The 17248-nt window shown below is 45.8% G+C and carries 15 protein-coding genes; 2 read left to right on the forward strand and 13 right to left on the reverse strand.

Features of this window, described 5'->3' with window-relative positions; genetic code table 11:
• Nucleotides 1-65: 65 nt before the first annotated feature.
• The 9 genes from NST25_RS06210 to NST25_RS06250 all read right to left on the reverse strand — a co-directional run bounded on the left by NST25_RS06210 (nt 66) and on the right by NST25_RS06250 (nt 8732).
• Entirely contained in the window at nt 66-1646 is a 1581-nt protein-coding gene (locus NST25_RS06210; protein ID WP_076128088.1) for an oleate hydratase, read from the reverse strand.
• A 157-nt stretch (nt 1647-1803) separates the two neighbouring features.
• Nucleotides 1804-2373, reverse strand: coding sequence for a TetR/AcrR family transcriptional regulator (locus NST25_RS06215; RefSeq protein WP_036681438.1), 570 nt, complete (start codon nt 2371-2373; stop codon nt 1804-1806).
• A 20-nt stretch (nt 2374-2393) separates the two neighbouring features.
• On the reverse strand, nt 2394-2789 hold the full coding sequence (locus tag NST25_RS06220) for a hypothetical protein (protein ID WP_076308059.1): 396 nt from the start codon (nt 2787-2789) through the stop codon (nt 2394-2396).
• A gap of 47 nt (nt 2790-2836) precedes the next feature.
• Nucleotides 2837-3358, reverse strand: a complete 522-nt coding sequence (locus tag NST25_RS06225; protein WP_076128085.1) for a hypothetical protein — start codon at nt 3356-3358, stop codon at nt 2837-2839.
• 153 nt (nt 3359-3511) lie between these two features.
• Nucleotides 3512-4492, reverse strand: a complete 981-nt coding sequence (locus NST25_RS06230) for an RluA family pseudouridine synthase (protein ID WP_076128083.1) — start codon at nt 4490-4492, stop codon at nt 3512-3514.
• A gap of 101 nt (nt 4493-4593) precedes the next feature.
• Nucleotides 4594-4782 carry a CLC_0170 family protein gene (locus NST25_RS06235; RefSeq protein ID WP_076185706.1) on the reverse strand — a complete coding sequence of 63 codons (189 nt, stop codon included), beginning with the start codon at nt 4780-4782 and terminating at the stop codon, nt 4594-4596.
• 24 nt (nt 4783-4806) lie between these two features.
• Nucleotides 4807-6030 carry a Ger(x)C family spore germination protein gene (locus NST25_RS06240; RefSeq protein ID WP_076308058.1) on the reverse strand — a complete coding sequence of 408 codons (1224 nt, stop codon included), beginning with the start codon at nt 6028-6030 and terminating at the stop codon, nt 4807-4809.
• Nucleotides 6023-7126: an endospore germination permease gene (locus NST25_RS06245; protein WP_076185704.1), complete on the reverse strand. Its 1104-nt coding sequence runs from the start codon at nt 7124-7126 to the stop codon at nt 6023-6025. The genes NST25_RS06240 and NST25_RS06245 overlap by 8 nt, the downstream gene beginning before the upstream one ends.
• Nucleotides 7119-8732 carry a spore germination protein gene (locus NST25_RS06250; RefSeq protein WP_179086794.1) on the reverse strand — a complete coding sequence of 538 codons (1614 nt, stop codon included), beginning with the start codon at nt 8730-8732 and terminating at the stop codon, nt 7119-7121. The genes NST25_RS06245 and NST25_RS06250 overlap by 8 nt, the downstream gene beginning before the upstream one ends.
• A gap of 170 nt (nt 8733-8902) precedes the next feature.
• On the opposite strand from NST25_RS06250, the gene recQ reads away from it, so the two are divergent.
• Nucleotides 8903-10738, forward strand: coding sequence for a DNA helicase RecQ (recQ, locus tag NST25_RS06255; RefSeq protein WP_076137470.1), 1836 nt, complete (start codon nt 8903-8905; stop codon nt 10736-10738).
• Between the two features lie 15 nt (nt 10739-10753).
• Nucleotides 10754-12661: a B12-binding domain-containing radical SAM protein gene (locus tag NST25_RS06260; RefSeq protein WP_076308057.1), complete on the forward strand. Its 1908-nt coding sequence runs from the start codon at nt 10754-10756 to the stop codon at nt 12659-12661.
• 856 nt (nt 12662-13517) lie between these two features.
• On the opposite strand, the gene NST25_RS06265 is transcribed toward NST25_RS06260, so the two are convergent.
• The 4 genes from NST25_RS06265 to NST25_RS06280 are packed head-to-tail and all read right to left on the reverse strand — an operon-like array spanning nt 13518 to nt 17071.
• Entirely contained in the window at nt 13518-14468 is a 951-nt protein-coding gene (locus tag NST25_RS06265; RefSeq protein WP_340393486.1) for an alpha/beta hydrolase, read from the reverse strand.
• A gap of 27 nt (nt 14469-14495) precedes the next feature.
• Nucleotides 14496-15464 carry a type I phosphomannose isomerase catalytic subunit gene (locus NST25_RS06270; protein WP_076128070.1) on the reverse strand — a complete coding sequence of 323 codons (969 nt, stop codon included), beginning with the start codon at nt 15462-15464 and terminating at the stop codon, nt 14496-14498.
• Between the two features lie 48 nt (nt 15465-15512).
• The gene (locus NST25_RS06275) at nt 15513-16115 is read right to left on the reverse strand and encodes a class I SAM-dependent methyltransferase (RefSeq protein ID WP_076219068.1); all 603 of its coding nucleotides are present in this window, start codon (nt 16113-16115) and stop codon (nt 15513-15515) included.
• Entirely contained in the window at nt 16115-17071 is a 957-nt protein-coding gene (locus NST25_RS06280; RefSeq protein WP_076107276.1) for a TIGR01212 family radical SAM protein, read from the reverse strand. The genes NST25_RS06275 and NST25_RS06280 overlap by 1 nt, the downstream gene beginning before the upstream one ends.
• Between the last annotated feature and the right edge of the window lie 177 nt (nt 17072-17248).

Consider the following 17248-nt stretch of genomic DNA (forward strand, 5'->3'; position numbering starts at 1 on the left):
GTTGCTTCCCACACTCAAAAACAAGCGCTCCCGATATCCGGAAGCGCTCGCCGCTGATTGTTGTTTTATCTGAAAGATGTAACAAAGCTTGAGAATAGTGTACGTACATCGTATTGATATTGGTTGATTGGCTCGATAGGCCGTTCGATACCAAGTAGAGTATATACCGCAATTCTCGCTGCTCTCACGGAGTATTCTTCAGTGAATACAACGTCATCTGGAATTTCACAGAATTGTCCAATAAAGGCCAGGTTCGTGGAACCCTCAGGGACAACTTTTGGTCTGTCACTATTGAGTCTAGGCATGAACTGTGAAGTGATATAAGGCATCATGCAAGGAATACAGTTGGCGGTAGCCATGATCTCGTCCTTATGTTCTTCAAAGTGAAGATGACCGATCAATTCTTGCATGATTTCTTCGCCGGTACAATCACACATTCTCTTTTTCACGAAATCCCCAACTTTGTCTGGATACAGTCCGTAACCCCAGAACACTTTAACATGCTCAGGTTGATTGCGGAAATGCGGTTGGTAGGCCAGTACAACGGACATAAACCAGCTCGAATCCTTGAATGTGACCAAAGCGCCTGTGCCGGCACGGTTACGTGTGAAATTTTCCATCAGATCGAAGAATTTGGAGTCATGGAAAGTTACAGTAAAGGACTCCCATTTCGAACCGTCTACATGATCATCGAACGAAGAAGGATTGCCAAGACTTGGTTTCTTGGAAGCGATGTTTTCCCATAATTTCCACGAGCTTCCCTTGCCGTTAAGGCGTGGAGCAGAAGTCATAGAACCAAGGCTGGAGCCTTCGGTCATAGAACCGTTTGTGATAATCACGAGATCATCTTCTTTTACATCAATCACATCTTTGACACCTTCGCGCACTACATTCATTTGGGTTACGGTAATTCCGTCACCTTTTTTGAACTGCAGATCAGTCACTGTACATTTCAGTGTGAAATCGACACCAAATGGTTCAAGATATTTGTGCAAAGGCAGAATGATGGAATCATATTGGTTATAAGGAGTGCGGGTTACACCTTCCAGTGTTTGAATTCTTGGGAATTCATGGAAGAAACGGAGCATATATCTTTTAAACTCTACAGCGCTGTGCCAAGGTTGGAATGCAAAAGTAGTAGCCCACATATACCAGAAGTTTGTTGTGAAAAAGTGAGGGGCGAACCAGTCGTTGATACGCGCTTTCCCCATTTTATCTTCTGGTGTAATAATCAGCTTGCCCATAGCGAGACGATCAGCCATATCAAAACCCATGGACAATACATCTTCTACTTTGCCGTCTTTATTTACTAGTCTGGCGTTTGAGTGTGTTGGATTAGCGGTATCAAAAGCAATAATTTCATCCCGCACAGACAACCCCGGACGGTCGACAGAAGGAATCGTTGTTAATAGTTCCCAGAGATTTTCATAAGCTTCATCGTTGAGCATACGGCCGCCGCGGACAACGTAACCATGTTCAGCGTCACCTGCGCCGTCATTGCTACCACCAAGAATCTTCATCTCTTCAATAATGTGAATGTTTTGTCCCGGAAAATCACAGTCTCTGACCAGGTAAGCAGCGCCCGCTAGGGATGCAATTCCGCCACCGACAAAATAAACCTGTCTATTACCGTACTCTTTTTTCACAATGGTCGCCTCCAAGTAGTTGTTTAAATAATCACACTCTTAATGTAAACCAACTCCTATTTTGAAGGTATAATCAAACTCTTTAGAGTGTCTGGATTTTTGTCATTATGGGTGATCTGTCTAGTTTTTAGACAAAAAAAACCGCTGCAACCAAAGGTTACAACGGATGGTTCTCATATTTGTGTAAAGCTTTCAGAAAATTTCCTTCAATTAGATCACTTAGCTTCTCAATCATATGGTGCGGTTGTTCCTTCATGCCTTCTCTCATCCACTGAATGATTAGGCCTGTGAAGGCGAGCGTATAGAAATTGGCTATAAAATGCTTGTCTTCTTCGCAAACCTCCATCCCGGAGGACAGCTCGTTTATAACCCCCATGATGAGATCGTTTGTCACCTCGTACAGATATGCATCCAGGTGATTTCTGCCTAGTGAATTTAGCGTGTTACAGCAAAAGGATTTATTCCGCTCAATATAGCAGAAGATTCTATAAAAACCGTCCGTCCAAGTGCTGTAGCTGCGATACTGGGCGAGGCTTTCGACAGCCTCAGTCTTATAGATCCAACCTAGCAAATCAAATATATCCTGAAAATGATAATAAAAGGTTTGTCTGTTTAGTCCGCAATGGTCCACTAGTTGTTTAACAGTAATTTTATTGAGCGGTGTATGCTCCATTAGTTCTTTTAAAGAATGGGACAATGCATTTTTGGTTAGAAAAGAATTGGACAACAGCGTTTCACCTCTTCCATTCAAGACTTCGATGCTCGCGTATACAGCAGACGAATACCTTCCGCTAATAAACCCAGTGCAAATCCGGCACATGAAAATAGGGAAAATGCGAGGAAGCCTGCGAGATCCTCCCAACCGGACATCTCTTTGTAGGTGTAGCCCAGCATAAATGCCGCGCCTATGATTATTCCCGCCGTACTAAATACCCAGAGCAGACGTGCTCCGAGCCAGCCTAAAGTGTTGACGATGCCTGCCACTACTACGGAAAAAAGAGCAAAGCGCAGTAAGAGTGTGGTATCCATTTCTTGGGCCAGCATCACAAATCGGTGCAGAGGGAAAAGAAGCCATAGCAGAATGGCATAAACGATCATCCAGAGAAACCAACGTTTACTTTTGGCAGCAGGCAGGAATTTCATTTCATGCACACCTCTTTTCCCATAGTTCGAACGTTAAAAAGTAGGAATTATACCGTGAAGGATTCCAGTTCTTCTGCACTTTGCAGCAGGTGGCTTAGCAGGTTTGGAATGTCCTCCATTTGTTCTTCTGTAAGTTGTCTTTTGAATTGCAGCTCGATGCAGTTATTGTAAGTTTCACTTTCCTGGCCATATATGAAGCTTAAAGATTGCACAGGCTGGAAATCAGGTCCCCAGATCGCTTTTAGAATACTGTCTATCGCCTGACATTCGTTAGGAATATCTTCGACTTCCATATAAAAACGAAGTGAAAGATTACAGCCGGGATCCGTATTAGGAACCTCCATGATTTCATCGCTGAGATCTTTCGTGGTCGAAGTGAGCAGGATTTCGGCGGTTACTTTCCTGCCTGCAGTTAATTGGAAGGAGAGACTGAACTCTCTGGACATCAGCGCCATATTCAGAAGGTCGGAGCGATCCGTAACCACCAGTATTCCGTCTAAATTATCGTAGTCATAAATCTGGTTCTCAAAGGCGATCTTAATATTATCGAAAACAGTAGGATGGAACAATAAGGGCACCTTCTTTGTTTATTTATATTGTAACATGATGTGATAGGAAGTTAAAAAAAGACGCCCAGGACCAAATGGACCGGGCATCTTGTGTAGAAGTTACAGCTTCCCATAAGCGGGAAGGCTCGTCAGTCGTGGGTATACGTTCAATTCTTAGTTTGTAGGCGCAGGCGCAGTATATTTCAGGAACGTCTTCGGAATCGGGCTCTCAAAGGTCATCAGTTCTCCAGTGGTTGGATGAATAAAAGAGAGCACTCGAGCATGTAGGCCAAGTCTCCCTACCGTTTTGGTCTCTGCCCCATACTTCTTGTCACCTGCGATAGGGTGGCCGATATCTGCCATGTGCACCCGAATCTGATTTTTTCGTCCGGTTTCGAGTTTAACCTCTAGCAAGGAAAAATGGCGGTTAGCCTGAATAAGTTTATAATGTGTAATTGCATGTAGTCCATCGCCTTCATGAGGACTGGAATACATTTTAAGGGTTGAGGTTTCTTTGAGCCAAGAGCTTATCTTGCCTTCAGGTCTTTTAACCGCGCCTTCGACGAGCGCTACGTAAGAACGTTCCTTCACAGTATCTTTCCACGTAGTTTGTAATGCCTGCTGAATCCGTTCGCTTTTGGCAAACATCATTACGCCTGAAGTATCTCTGTCCAAACGGTGTACGACAAAAATCCGATTTTTTGGATTGCTAACACGGACATGCTCCATAAGCTGGCGGTAAGCCGTCAATTCATTTTCTTCCGCAGTGGCGATAGATAGCAGTCCAGCATCCTTTTGAACAATGATCAGATCTTCATCCTCATGAACGATTTTAAGTCCGATCATCTCTGCTGTTTGTACAGGCTTCTCTTGATCAATAGTAACGTTTTGACCCGGATGCAGTTGGAAATTATGCTGTGTAACTACCTTATCATTCACCGACACTTGTCCACGCGATAGGATGGATTTAATCGCATTTCGTCCGCGACCCGTGACGTGGGTGAGTAAGAAGGGCAACAGTTCAGAAGGTTCATTTACAGTAAAAGACTTGGGTGCTGCGGTTGTTTTAGTTTTATGGTTAAGCTTGCCAGTAGGCTTGCTGTGAGAACGAGTACCTCTTTTGGCTGTTTCTTTAGGATTTCTTCTTGAGTTCATGGATGCATTCTCCGTCCTTTAATATTGTACTCCTCAATATACCATGGGCTGTGAAGAAATACTATGGAGAGGGCAGGCTTGCTGGTTTGGTTTGTAAATGCTCATAGATAGAACAGCTGGGCTAATCCAAGAAGCAGGAATAAACCGAGATATACCCAGCCTAACACGCGGGCATATTTTTTTTCCCGGTGCATAGCATTGACTGCATATATTTTAGTATCCACAGTAAGCAACAGAACACTGGAGATCAGCAGCGCAACAATTACGTAGGTTAGCTGGTGATAGAGCATAGTAGAGCCTCCCATAAACGTCATTTAATTTTGTTTAAGACCTACTCTGTCGATGTGAGTTTTCAACTTAACTTCAATACTGAGATTGGAATACTGCTGCTCCCAGTCATGTTTGTCACGAATATTGGCTTTCCAGTAGGAGGGAGCATATGCACGAATATATTCACCCATGCCAAAGACATCGGAATGCGCTTGTTGAGTTTCTTCGATAAGGTGGTTGAAAATACCGATCACTCTCTTTTGAAAAATATCTTCAATCTTTTCTAAAGAACGGCTGGAATCGATAGGGATATCACTACGTAAATGCTCATCTAGAGCCGCCTCTAAAGTGAGGTTATAAGTGATGTGAGGTTTGCCCTCTTTGAAATGAACCTTCACCCTCGTGAACCGGTCGTTGACCTTGAGCATCACCGGACCGAATTCATCAGCATAAAAAAGATCGGAGTATCCCCCGGGATTAATGCCCTTCATGGACATATATGCGCCAATCTCAATCGGAATCGTCGATCCGACCATCACTCCACCACTAAAGTAAGCTAGGCCTTTAATCATGATATTGTCTTCCTGATGTAATGAGACGTAAGGCAGATAACCACTTTCGCCCCATTTGGATTCTGCTGACCAGAATACACCTATATAATCAGCGGGGAATTTTCCTGATGTTACTGCTTTTTCCATGGTGGAGAGGATGTAAAGGGTCGGCACTCGCTGGAGCGGAGGATTAATATTCATAAATTTAGCAGCCTCCCCTTCGGATACTAGCAGCCAGGTCCGGCGACGAACTTCTGGATTTCGCCGCAAATAATCATTTAAGTCATTCATGCTTTTTTTTGCGATGTCCTCACTAATAATAATTACTCGTAAATGAATTAGATAACGTGGATCAGAAATTTGCTGCTGTAAATTGTTCATGGCGTCATCTAAGGTGTACCCGTACACTTCTACGACCCATACTGGATTTTGATTCACGCCTCCGCCTTCACCCCCGCTGCCTGGTCCGAGTGGAACTCTTCCCGGAACCGCAATTTGGGCGGTCACACGGATTTTGGGAAGGTTAATATTTGCGCTTTTAAGATGAGTGGTTTGATCATCATTTATTTTGCTGTCTGGAGGGACGGAATCAATGGATAACCCTAGTACCAATGCACGGTCTTCTATTTCAAGCTGGTCCCAGCACCCTGAGAGTAAGCCAGACATGAGTGAGAGAATAAATATAAGAACTACACGCTTGTAAATTTTTTTATTCATGAGAAATGGCTCCTTTATTTCGGATTAGAGAGACTAACCATAATAAAAGAGGATAGAAGGTCAAAAAAATCAAACCGATTATCGCTGTAATGCTAGCAAATGAATAGACCTGAAATATATTTCTCGGCAAAAGTGAAAAAGTGATGATAAGTGGAAGTAAGAAGCTGGATATTAGGCGGTGATCCTTGTGCCGCAGCACTTGTTGCAGAGAGTATGCAGCTAAGTAGTAGTTCGTAAAGATGGAAGTGAATATAGAAACCACCCAAATTATTATAAAAAGAGCATCAAACCGTTCTAAAAGTCCTGCGCCGATGGATATGGAGCGAGCTGCTTCTAAGGTTGGATAGGAAAGTAATTTGGTTTCTTGAGCTCCAAACATGCCTAAAGTGACCCAAACGATCATTACATAAATGAATCCAATGATACAAAGCGCAACAGTGCCTGCTTTAAGGATCTGTTGAGGTTTTTTCATTAAAGGAACCAGCAGGATGATGACAAATGTGCCCTGATAAAGGCCAGCGGACGTAATCGTTCCTTTGGAAAAGCTTGAAAAGGTGGTGTGATTTCCGGTGAGGGGTAGCAAGTTTAGAACGTCAACATTTTTCATAGCTACCAAGGCAATTGCTATAACAGATAATAGAATAAAAGGTAAATAGAAAACATGAACATAAGTGAATTTCACAATATTTCTTCGGATTGATAAGGCAACCAGTAGGAGCATTAAGAGAATTACTGCTTCGATGGGTGTCTTTTTAAAGACAACCGCAACACATACTTCTCCGAATTGGCGCATGGTGATCCCGGCAGAGAAAGCAAAAAACAAAGAAATAAAAATGGAGAAAATATCCGCTAGCCCAGTTCCGAGAAGGCGGCGGCTGAATACGAACAACGTTTCGTTCGGGAATTTTCGGCAGACAGCTGCTGTAAACCAGCAACCCAAAAAAGCAACAGGTACACCAGAAGCAGTCACGAGCGGTGCACCACTGTCTCCGGCTTCAGCCATATAACGAGGAATACTTAAGATTCCTATTCCTATAATCGTACTGACGATTACAGCCATGACTTGGATCGTTGTTATGGGGCGGTTACTATTCATCAGCTTCACTTTTCTCCTTAAAAATCAGATCGGTATGCATTTTCGGAATATCCTTAGCAAGAAGATCAGGATCAGGTGTATTAAGAAAGCTTGGGCGGCTTCGCATCCACCATAAAGGTACCCGAACGATACTATCCTTAAGGTCCTTCCATATCGTAGGGACAAAGGGGGTCATGTAGGGAACGCCAAAAGATTCCAGGAATAATAAGTGGTTGATAATAACAATAGTGCCCAGCATTACTCCGTACAGGCCAAAGCAGCCTGCCAATATGATCAATGGAAATCTAAGCATTCTTGAAGAGATTGCGGCATTGTAAGCGGGTGTGGCAAAAGACCCTATGGTCGTTATAGCCACAACAACTACGGTAGTTGGACTCGCCAGACCTGCTGCTACGGCTGCCTGACCAATGACAAGCACACCTACAATAGAAAGAGCCCCGCCAATCATTTGCGGTAGGCGAATGGTTGCTTCGCGCAGCACCTCCATGAAGACTTCCATAATCAGAACTTCCAATACGGCTGGAAAGGGTACGCCAGCTCTTGCACCTGTTATTGCTACGGCGAACTCTGTCGGCAGTAGCTCAGGATTGAAAGAGATAATGGATACATATAAGGCAGGGAAGAAAAGGGAAAATAATAATGCGATCAAGCGGATCATTCTTAGGAGGCTTCCTACGATAAAACGTTCCGTATAGTCATCCATCGTCTGAAAGAATTGGTTGAAAAGTGCCGGGACGATGAGGCAGAAAGGTGAGCCATCTACAAGGATGATGACTCGTCCTTCTAATAAAGAGGCTATAGATTTATCCGGACGTTCGGTTGGCTGAACCTGTGGAAACGGGGAAAGGGGATGATCCTCTATAAATTGCTCGATATACCCCGCATCAAGGATGCCGTCTACATTTATTGCTGATAATCTCTTCATCACCTTTTGAACTAGCCCTGGATCGGCTATTCCTTCGATATAACAAACAGCTACTTTTGAGCGCGTCCGTACGCCAAGAGGGGCAGTTACTACACGAAAATCCGGCGTTTGTAGTCGATAGCGAAGCAAAGAGATGTTGGATTCTAAATTCTCTATAAACCCATCACGCGAACCGCGTATAACTTGTTCAGTTTGAGGTTGCTCAATGCTACGATGCTCAATTTTACGCAGATTGAAGTAAAGTGCCTGATCCATTCCATCTATGATTAGAACTACATTTCCATCCAACAAGACGGAGACTAGAGTATTTAGGTCCTTAGTGCGGTTACCTTGTGTGACTTGTACCGTCATACTCCAGATGTAATCAGGTAAATCCTTTAGATCTTTTGGAATTTCTGAGTGGTCGGAGGGAACATTCATTAATGGCTTTAAAACATAGTTCTGAATTTGATTCTGGTCCACCACAGAAGAAAAAAAGATAATAGCCGCATCATATCTACCGTATACCTTGAAGTTACGGACAATAAGGTCGCTGTCTTCTCCAAAGACTTGTCGAATGAAGCTTATATTGCTCTTCAGGCTGGAATCCAATGGCTTTACTGGACGATTGTCCTGGGCAGAGGACTCGTTACGTGCAGGCTTTTGTTTAAAGGAGGTATATTTTTGTTTCCAATTTTGCACGGTCGCTCCACCTTTCTATGAAATCACGCTTATTAAAGCTTGGCTTAAAAGAAGACCTTTTATGTAAATATTTCAAAAGAAGAACAGGGTGATGATAGTTAAGAAGTGTTGCTCATTACACCATTGACCGCTAAACTAAAGATAGAAACGCCTAAGGAGTTATGAGAGATATGAAGATGCAAGCACCTACTATTGAACAGGCGCAGGCTGAGCTGCAAAAATATTACGGTTATCCAGACTTTCGGGATGGCCAGAAAAAGATTGTTCAGAACTTGCTGGAAGGACGCGACACACTGGGAATCCTCCCTACGGGTGGCGGGAAATCGATCTGTTATCAGGTTCCTGCACTGCTCCTGCCAGGGCTGACACTGGTGATATCACCACTGATCTCGCTGATGAAAGACCAGGTGGATGCGTTAACTACTGCGGGTATTCCGGCAGCCTTTATTAATAGCACGTTAAGCGGAAAAGAAGTGAATGAGCGGATTCGGGCTGCCCGGCGGGGCGATTTGAAGCTGCTCTATGTTGCGCCCGAAAGACTTGAGCTGGACTGGTTCCGTCTGGAAATGGCTGAGCTGTCTATTTCCTGCGTGGCTGTTGATGAAGCGCACTGTGTATCCCAGTGGGGACATGATTTTCGGACAAGTTATCTGTCGGTATCTCCATTTGTAGATGAGCTGCCTGAACGTCCGATCCTGGCAGCATTTACCGCCACGGCGACGCCGGAGGTTATGGAGGATATGGTCCGGCTGCTGCGCTTGCGCGAGCCGGGTATTTTCATGACGGGGCTAGGAAGAGATAATCTGGCAATGTCCGTGCTGCGTGGAGAGAACAAGCGGGAGTTCGTTATGGATTATGCGGCTACGCATTCTCACCAGCCGGGGATTGTATATGCGGCAACCCGCAAAGAAGTAGATGATCTGTATCAGAGGCTGCAAGCTTCTGGCATAGCGGCAGGTCGCTATCATGCGGGTATGAACGACCAGGAGCGGGCAGATAGCCAGGAAGGGTTCCTCTATGACGATATCCGGGTCATGGTGGCTACGAATGCCTTTGGGATGGGGATTGATAAATCCAATGTCCGTTACGTAATTCACTACAATATGCCCAAAAATATGGAAGCTTATGTTCAGGAAGCAGGTCGTGCTGGACGTGACGGGGAGCCGAGTGAATGTATTTTGCTGTTTAGTGCGCAGGATATTATGACGCAAAAGTTCCTGATCGAGCAGAATCCACAGGATACTGACCGTAAAGCTAACGAATATCGCAAGCTTCAGCAAATGATTGATTATTGCTATACTACCCGCTGCTTGCGCAGTGCCCAGCTGGATTATTTCGGGGAAGAGCATGGGGACAAGCCATGTGGTATCTGCAGCTCATGTACGGATGAACGAGAGCTAGTGGATATGACCGTCGATGCGCAAAAGATTTTCTCCTGCATCCACCGCATGCGGGAGCGTTATGGTGTAGCGTTGGTGGCATCTGTGCTGAAAGGCTCGCGCAATCAAAAGGTGATGCAGTACGGCTTCGATAAGCTGCCCACACATGGGGCGATGTCGAGCCGGACGGAGAAGGAAATCTCAGAGAGTATCAATGTGCTCATCTCAGAAGGGTATCTTGCCTTGTCGGAAGGCCAGTACCCTGTAGTACGGCTTCAGCCACTGGCTGCCGAGGTCCTGCGCGGACAGCGTGAGGTGATGCAGCGTGTGGCACGGCCTTCGCGGACAGGTACAACATCTGGTACGAGAGTTCGTAGTCGGGGGCATGACCTGTCGCCATCAGCCGTCAATGAGACTGTCTTTGAGCAGCTGCGTCTTATCCGGCGTGAATTGGCAGGACGCGAGCATGTGCCGTCGTACATTATTTTTAATGATGCCACGCTGCGTGAGATGAGTGTGGTTTGCCCGCAGACCGAAGCGGAAATGCTGAGGGTAAAGGGTGTTGGGGAAGTGAAATACCGGAAGTACGGTAAGGCATTCTTAGAGTTTTTTCAAAATGAAATGTAGAAAAGGTCGTGTAGCATGAAAATCGTCCTGACCACGTTAAACGCCAAATATATTCATACCTCACTCGCAATCCGCTTGTTAAAAGCGTACAGTGAGCATGAATTTAAGGATATTCATTTGGCAGAGTACACCATCAAAGATCCCGTGATGAATATTGTGTCCGACTTGTTTCAGAAACGGCCAGATGTGATTGGTTTCTCCTGTTATATCTGGAACATCGAAGAGACGCTGAAGCTGATTGGTATTCTTAAGCAAGTAATGCCTGAAGTTACGATTGTTCTCGGAGGACCGGAAGTTTCGTATGAGCCGCTTCATTGGATGAAAAGAGAAGCTGGCATTGATTTTATAGTTAATGGAGATGGGGAAGAGACGTTCCACCATTTGCTACAGGAGCTAAGGGATGATCGTAAGTTTCACTTTGTGTATGGAGCCGCTTATCGCAAGGGAGAAGAGATCATTGTCAATCCACCACGTCCCAAAAGCGATCTGAATACCCTGCCTACGCCGCATCGTTTTCCTGAGGATATTCCAGATTTGAGTAAACGTATTGTTTATTTTGAGACAAGCCGCGGGTGCCCATTTAACTGCCAGTTCTGTTTATCCAGTATTGAGGTAGGCGTACGTTATTATGATATTGAACGAGTGAAATCTGATCTGCTTTATTTAATACAGAATGGCGCCAAAATCATTAAATTTCTGGATCGTACTTTTAATATCAACCGCAACTATGCGATGGAAATGTTTCAATTCCTGATCGATAATCATCAAGGCTGCGTGTTTCAGTTCGAAATTACCGCAGATATCATGCGGCCGGAAGTTCTGGATTTCCTATCTAAGAATGCGCCTCCGGGTATTTTTAGATTTGAGATTGGGGTGCAATCTACCAACGATGAGACGAATGAGCTTGTTAAACGCCGCCAGAATTTCAAAAAGCTGTCCCGTACCGTAATGAAGATTAAGGCAAGCGGCAATATCGATCAGCATCTGGATTTGATTGCCGGACTACCTATGGAGGATTACAGTACCTTCCGTAAAACTTTTAATGATGTATTCGTTATGGAGCCGGAAGAGCTACAGCTAGGATTCCTCAAAATGCTGCGGGGAACGGGGCTGCGGGCGCAGGCGTCTAAATATGAGTACACGTATATGGAACACGCACCTTATGAAATCCTTAGCAGTCATATGATGCCTTTCTCAGACATTATCCGTTTGAAGCGGCTTGAGGATGTGCTGGAGAAATACTGGAACAGCCACCGGATGGACCATACGGCCAAGTACTTGATCCGTCATGTATTTGATTCGCCATTCGATTTCTTTCAGGAGTTCGGTGACTATTGGGAGGAGAGAGGCTGGCAAAAGATTGGCCATCAGCTGGAAGATCTCTTTACCCGCTTGCAGTCCTTCCTGATAGATCGCGGGACGCCGTCTATGGATGTTATAACTGGCTTGATGAAGCTGGACTATTTTCTTGGACACAAGTACAAGCCGCGCAAAATCTGGTGGGATTTCGTGCTGGATAAGTCGGATTGGTCGAGCTATTTAAAAGATATCGCGGCTAATCCGGGTCAAATTTCTGCCCAGTTAGCAGAAGCAGGACTTAACGAAAGAGAACTGCAAAAGTATACTGTGCTGGAAGTATTGCCATTCTCGCTGGAAGCGGTGCTGGATTCCATCAGCGGCATGCGTGCCGATGAGGGCCTTGAGGATGGTGAAGCTGATATGGCTAATCCGGAGGCTTTGGCTTCAGCAGACTCGTCATTACAGGGAGCAGCGAATAGTAGTTTAGAAGAGACTGCGCAAGCAGCAAGCTCGGCTGTAGCTGTAGCGGAGCCCGCTTCCATTAGGGAAGGGCGCACGCTACTAATCGTAATGTATCAGCAGAACGAGAGCCAACGCGCTCAGTACTACACACTGCCTTTGTAATAGGCGGGTGGAAGGATAGACCGTTCCTTTATGGGACGGTCTATTTTTTGCCTTGGGCGATAGCGACAACGGAGTTCGGAAGTGGTGAGTAACCCGACGCAGGCGGACCCAGCGGACCTTATACGTGGAAATATCCTGTTTATTGGTGCTAACGGACCGCATAGTCGCTATTGGCACGAAAAATACTCAATATGAACCTGTTTCGCATGAATAGCTGCACTGGAGTCCGAAACCTAGCTCGAAAGGCTATAAATTAGAAAATAGCGTCATCTGAGTCCGGAAGCGGTGAGTCACCCGACGCAGGCGGACCCAGCGGACCTTATACGTGGAATTATCCTGTTTTTTGGATGCTAACGGACCGCATAGTCGCTATTGGCACGAAACACACCAAATATGAACCTGTTTCACATGAATAGCTGCACTGGAGTCCGATATCTAGCTCGAAAGGCTATAAATCAGCAAATAGCGTCAACTGAGTCCGAAAGTAGCGGGGGAATGGTGATGATGTGTAGCTAGCGACAACGAGTTTGTACGTGGTGTGGGAGAACGATGAGCTGAAGACAGCGTCAACTGAGTCCTTTAGCGGTGGGGGATGTTTATTTACTAAGTTCAGATGTGCGGAGGAACTGGAGATTGTTAGATTGAGAAGTCTGCTGAGACAAGCTACGCAAAACGCAAAACGCAAAACGCAAAACACAAACCGCAAACCGCAAACCGCAAACCGCAAACCGCAAACCGCAAACCGCAAACCGCAAACCGCAAACCGCAAAGAAGCGATCTCCCAAATACCGGGAGCATCGCTTCTATGTTGTCTCATTTCTCGTCTCATAAATTCACTAACAACTGCGCTTTTTTCTTAACTTATCTTAGCAACCTCTGAAGGAAGGTGGCGCTCTAACCAGTTGAGCACATCGGCTGTGACTTGATCTCGATTCACTTCATTTAGCATTTCGTGTCTGCCTTCTGGATAGAGTCGGTACTCAACGTCTGACACTCCTCGTTTCTTATACAACTCCGCAAGACGGGGAATGCCTTGACCGTTCATCCCGACAGGGTCCTTATCCCCACCAAATATATAAATGGGCTTACCTGTACATAATGTGCTAAGTGATTCCTCAGTATGGATCTCTCTTAGGAGGTGGAAGAAACCACGGAAAAAGCGTGTTGTACAAATAGCTCCGCAGAATGGATCGGAAATGTACTTATCTACTTCCGCAGTATCGCTGCTCAGCCAGTCAAATGTTGTTCTGACCGGGGAAAAGGCGCGGTTATAGCTGCCGAATACCAGACTGTTCAGCAGTACACTGCGATGATGCTCACCCTTTAGCTTAAGCTGCGCGCTAGCCAGAGATTCTCCAATACGCAGCATACTGCGTGGACCGTTTGTCCCGCTTAGGATAAACCCTGAATAGATTTCGTTGCCTTCTTCGCACATGAGTTTTTGACCCAGAAAGGAACCCATACTGTGTGCGAATAAAATGATGGGCTTTCCTTCATGCTTGGAGAGTGCTGCGGCACCTACCTGCAGAAGATTACGCCGCATCCAATAAAATCCGTCCTCCCCAACATCACCAAGCAGGTTGACTTGACCAGCGGTTCTACCATGTCCCCGGTGATCATTGGCATATACTGCATAACCAACCCCGGTTAAAGCTTCCGCAAAACGAGCGTAGCGGGCAGCAGTTTCACACATCCCGTGTGAAATTTGCACGATTCCTCTAACTGGCACATCGGACTCAGGTAACCATTCATAGACATGGATGGTTACACCTATGGGATCCGTTAGAGTAAAGCTGTTTTCCTTCATGGTCCATTCCTCCTAAAGGTTCTCGACTTATGGCAAATAAGAGCGAAGCACAGTAGAATGACCCTCGATAGTATAACGGCCTAGGTTGGAAGGAATCAGATAACATTCCCCTGCGGCATAAGGCTGGGAGCCGCCTTCCCAAGTCAGATGTCCGCTGCCTTCGCAGATAACCAGAATAGTGAAGCTGTCTTCTGAAGTGGTGAGATCCCATGAACCATTTACGATCCCTTTTTCGACAATAAAATAAGGTGAAGCGGCAAGCTGCAGCCACTCTCCAGGCACTGCATGATCGGTCTTCATCGAAGTAGCGCCAGCGCCTTCATAAGCTGTAACATTCAGAGAATCCTCAATATGAAGCTCGCGTGGTTTTCCATCTAGACCTGGACGGTCGTAGTCATAAATACGGTATGTAGTGTCGGAATTCTGTTGAATTTCCGCTACAACGACACCAGCGCATAGAGCATGTACCGTTCCTGCAGGGATGTAGAAGGAATCGCCAGCGGAGACAGATACCTCTTGAAGGCTATCCATAACCGTGCCTTTTTCCAGTGCTTCGCGTAATGTTTCACGGTCTACGCCTTCTTTAAGGCCGTAGATGATTTTTGCATCTGGCTTAGCGTCTAATACGTACCACATCTCTGTTTTACCCAGTTCACCTTTAGGCAATCCTACATAATCATCCGTAGGATGGACTTGAACGGAAAGGTTGTCGTTGCAATCCAACAATTTGATCAAGAGTGGAAATCTTCCGCCAGCTTCTGATATTCCCTTGCTTCCGAACCACTCGTGACCAAATTGCTCACGAATTTGATCCAGACCTTGTCCAGCTAATTCTCCATTAACCACCGAAGATGTTCCATTCGCATGATCGGCAATCATCCAGCCTTCACCAATATGACCTTCTGGTAGATTCAGGCCGAATTTCTCCAGCGCGCGGCCACCCCAGACACGTTCTTTAAACTCCGGTTGAAATTTTAAAGGATATGGTTGTGTCATTCGTAATCTTCCTTCCCAATTACAAGATTGTTTGATTGTTTACAAAGCTTAAGATGGGGAACCTTTTTTCTTCTCGAGGGCAATTACATAAGGTGCGTCCGTGCGCTGCAACTGGCGGTATACAATGCTCTGCGCTACCTTAGGGGAAACAGTCGCAGCCCAAGCTTCAACAGCGGCGGCTTCGAGATCTCCGCCTGCATGGCCAGGATACAGTACAGCCGTAATAATTCCCCCCGGACGCAGCAGCTGGAGTGAAGCTTCCAGGGCTGCAATAGAGCTATCCGGCTCAGTAATGATATTCTTATCGGCATCGCCTGAAGGCAGATAGCCAAGATTGAACATTACAGCACCAACGGTGCCTGGCCAGTTAGCCGGGACGGCTTCTGCCATTTCGGCATGGCTGCGTTCCAGTAAGGTAACGGCAGAGAGTGAGGAAGTGTCCTCCCGCGCAAGCCGGAGACGTTCTTCTGCCAGCTTCAGCGCCGCAGCTTGAATGTCAAAGCCGTAGACTTCGCCACGAGCTCCGGTTGTTTTGGCTAGAAAAAGCGTGTCAGCACCAGTACCTACAGTTGCATCAATCGCACGGTCACCTAAAGTTAGCCGCTCAGAGATTAATTTATGAGCAAAGCTTAGAACGGACATAAAGCCCATTAGCCCTTCCTCCAATACTTACCCTGCCAAGTATCACGAGCAACAAGCTCATCGTCAATGGCATTTAGCACTTCCCATTTCTTGAGACTCCACATCGGTCCAACTAAGAGATCCCGTGGGGCATCTCCAGTCAAGCGATGAACAATCATCTCAGGGGGCAGAATTTCAAGTGAATCAGCAATCAGCTTCACATACTCGTCCTGTTCCATGAATCGGAGCAATCCTGCTTCATACTGCTTCACCATTGGTGTTTTCCGCATGAGATGCAGAAGGTGAATCTTAATTCCCTGCACATCCATGCGAGCTACAGCAGATACCGTTTCAAGCATCATTTCGTGCGTCTCCTGTGGGAGACCGTGAATGATATGGGTACAGATCCGAATATTGTGACGGCGCAGCTTCTCCACAGCCTCCACATAACACTGCGTATCATGCGCCCGGTTAATAAGCTCAGAAGTGGAGTCATGTATAGTCTGAAGACCCATCTCTACCCAAAGATACGTACGCTTGTTCAGCTCTGCTAAATATTCGACCACATCATCCGGCAGACAGTCAGGGCGCGTAGCAATCGATAATCCAACGACACCAGGCTGCTGCAAAATAACTTCGAAATATTCTCTCAGCTCTTCGACCGGAGCGTACGTATTAGTATAGGCTTGGAAGTAACCGATATATTTAGCATTTGGCCATTTCAGATGCTGTCTGTCACGGACGTTATTGAATTGTGTGACTAGGTCATCTCGGCGGCTTCCGGCAAAATCACCAGAACCTCTGGCACTGCAAAATGTGCAGCCTCCCTTAGCAATGGAGCCGTCACGATTGGGACAGGTAAAGCCTGCATCAAGCATAACTTTGAATACCTTGGTGTTCATGTGTTCACGCATTTCGTAATTCCAAGTATGAAAACGTTTATCTCCCCAAAGTTGCGGAGGAGAAGTGTATTGAAGATTAGACACGAGAAGCCCCTTTCTGAAAATATAATTATGGATAAGATTCCTTATCCTTATATTTTTCTGAGACAGATGGCGTCCTTATCCCAGAGAACGCACAGCCGTTTCTTATAATCCAATACATTGTATCAAAAAACCGAGCTCGGCGTAACATTGGCTCCTCATAACGGCATGAAAAATAGG

It is taken from the genome of Paenibacillus sp. FSL E2-0190 (assembly GCF_037992965.1).
Taxonomy (GTDB): Bacteria; Bacillota; Bacilli; order Paenibacillales; family Paenibacillaceae; genus Paenibacillus_AQ; species Paenibacillus_AQ odorifer.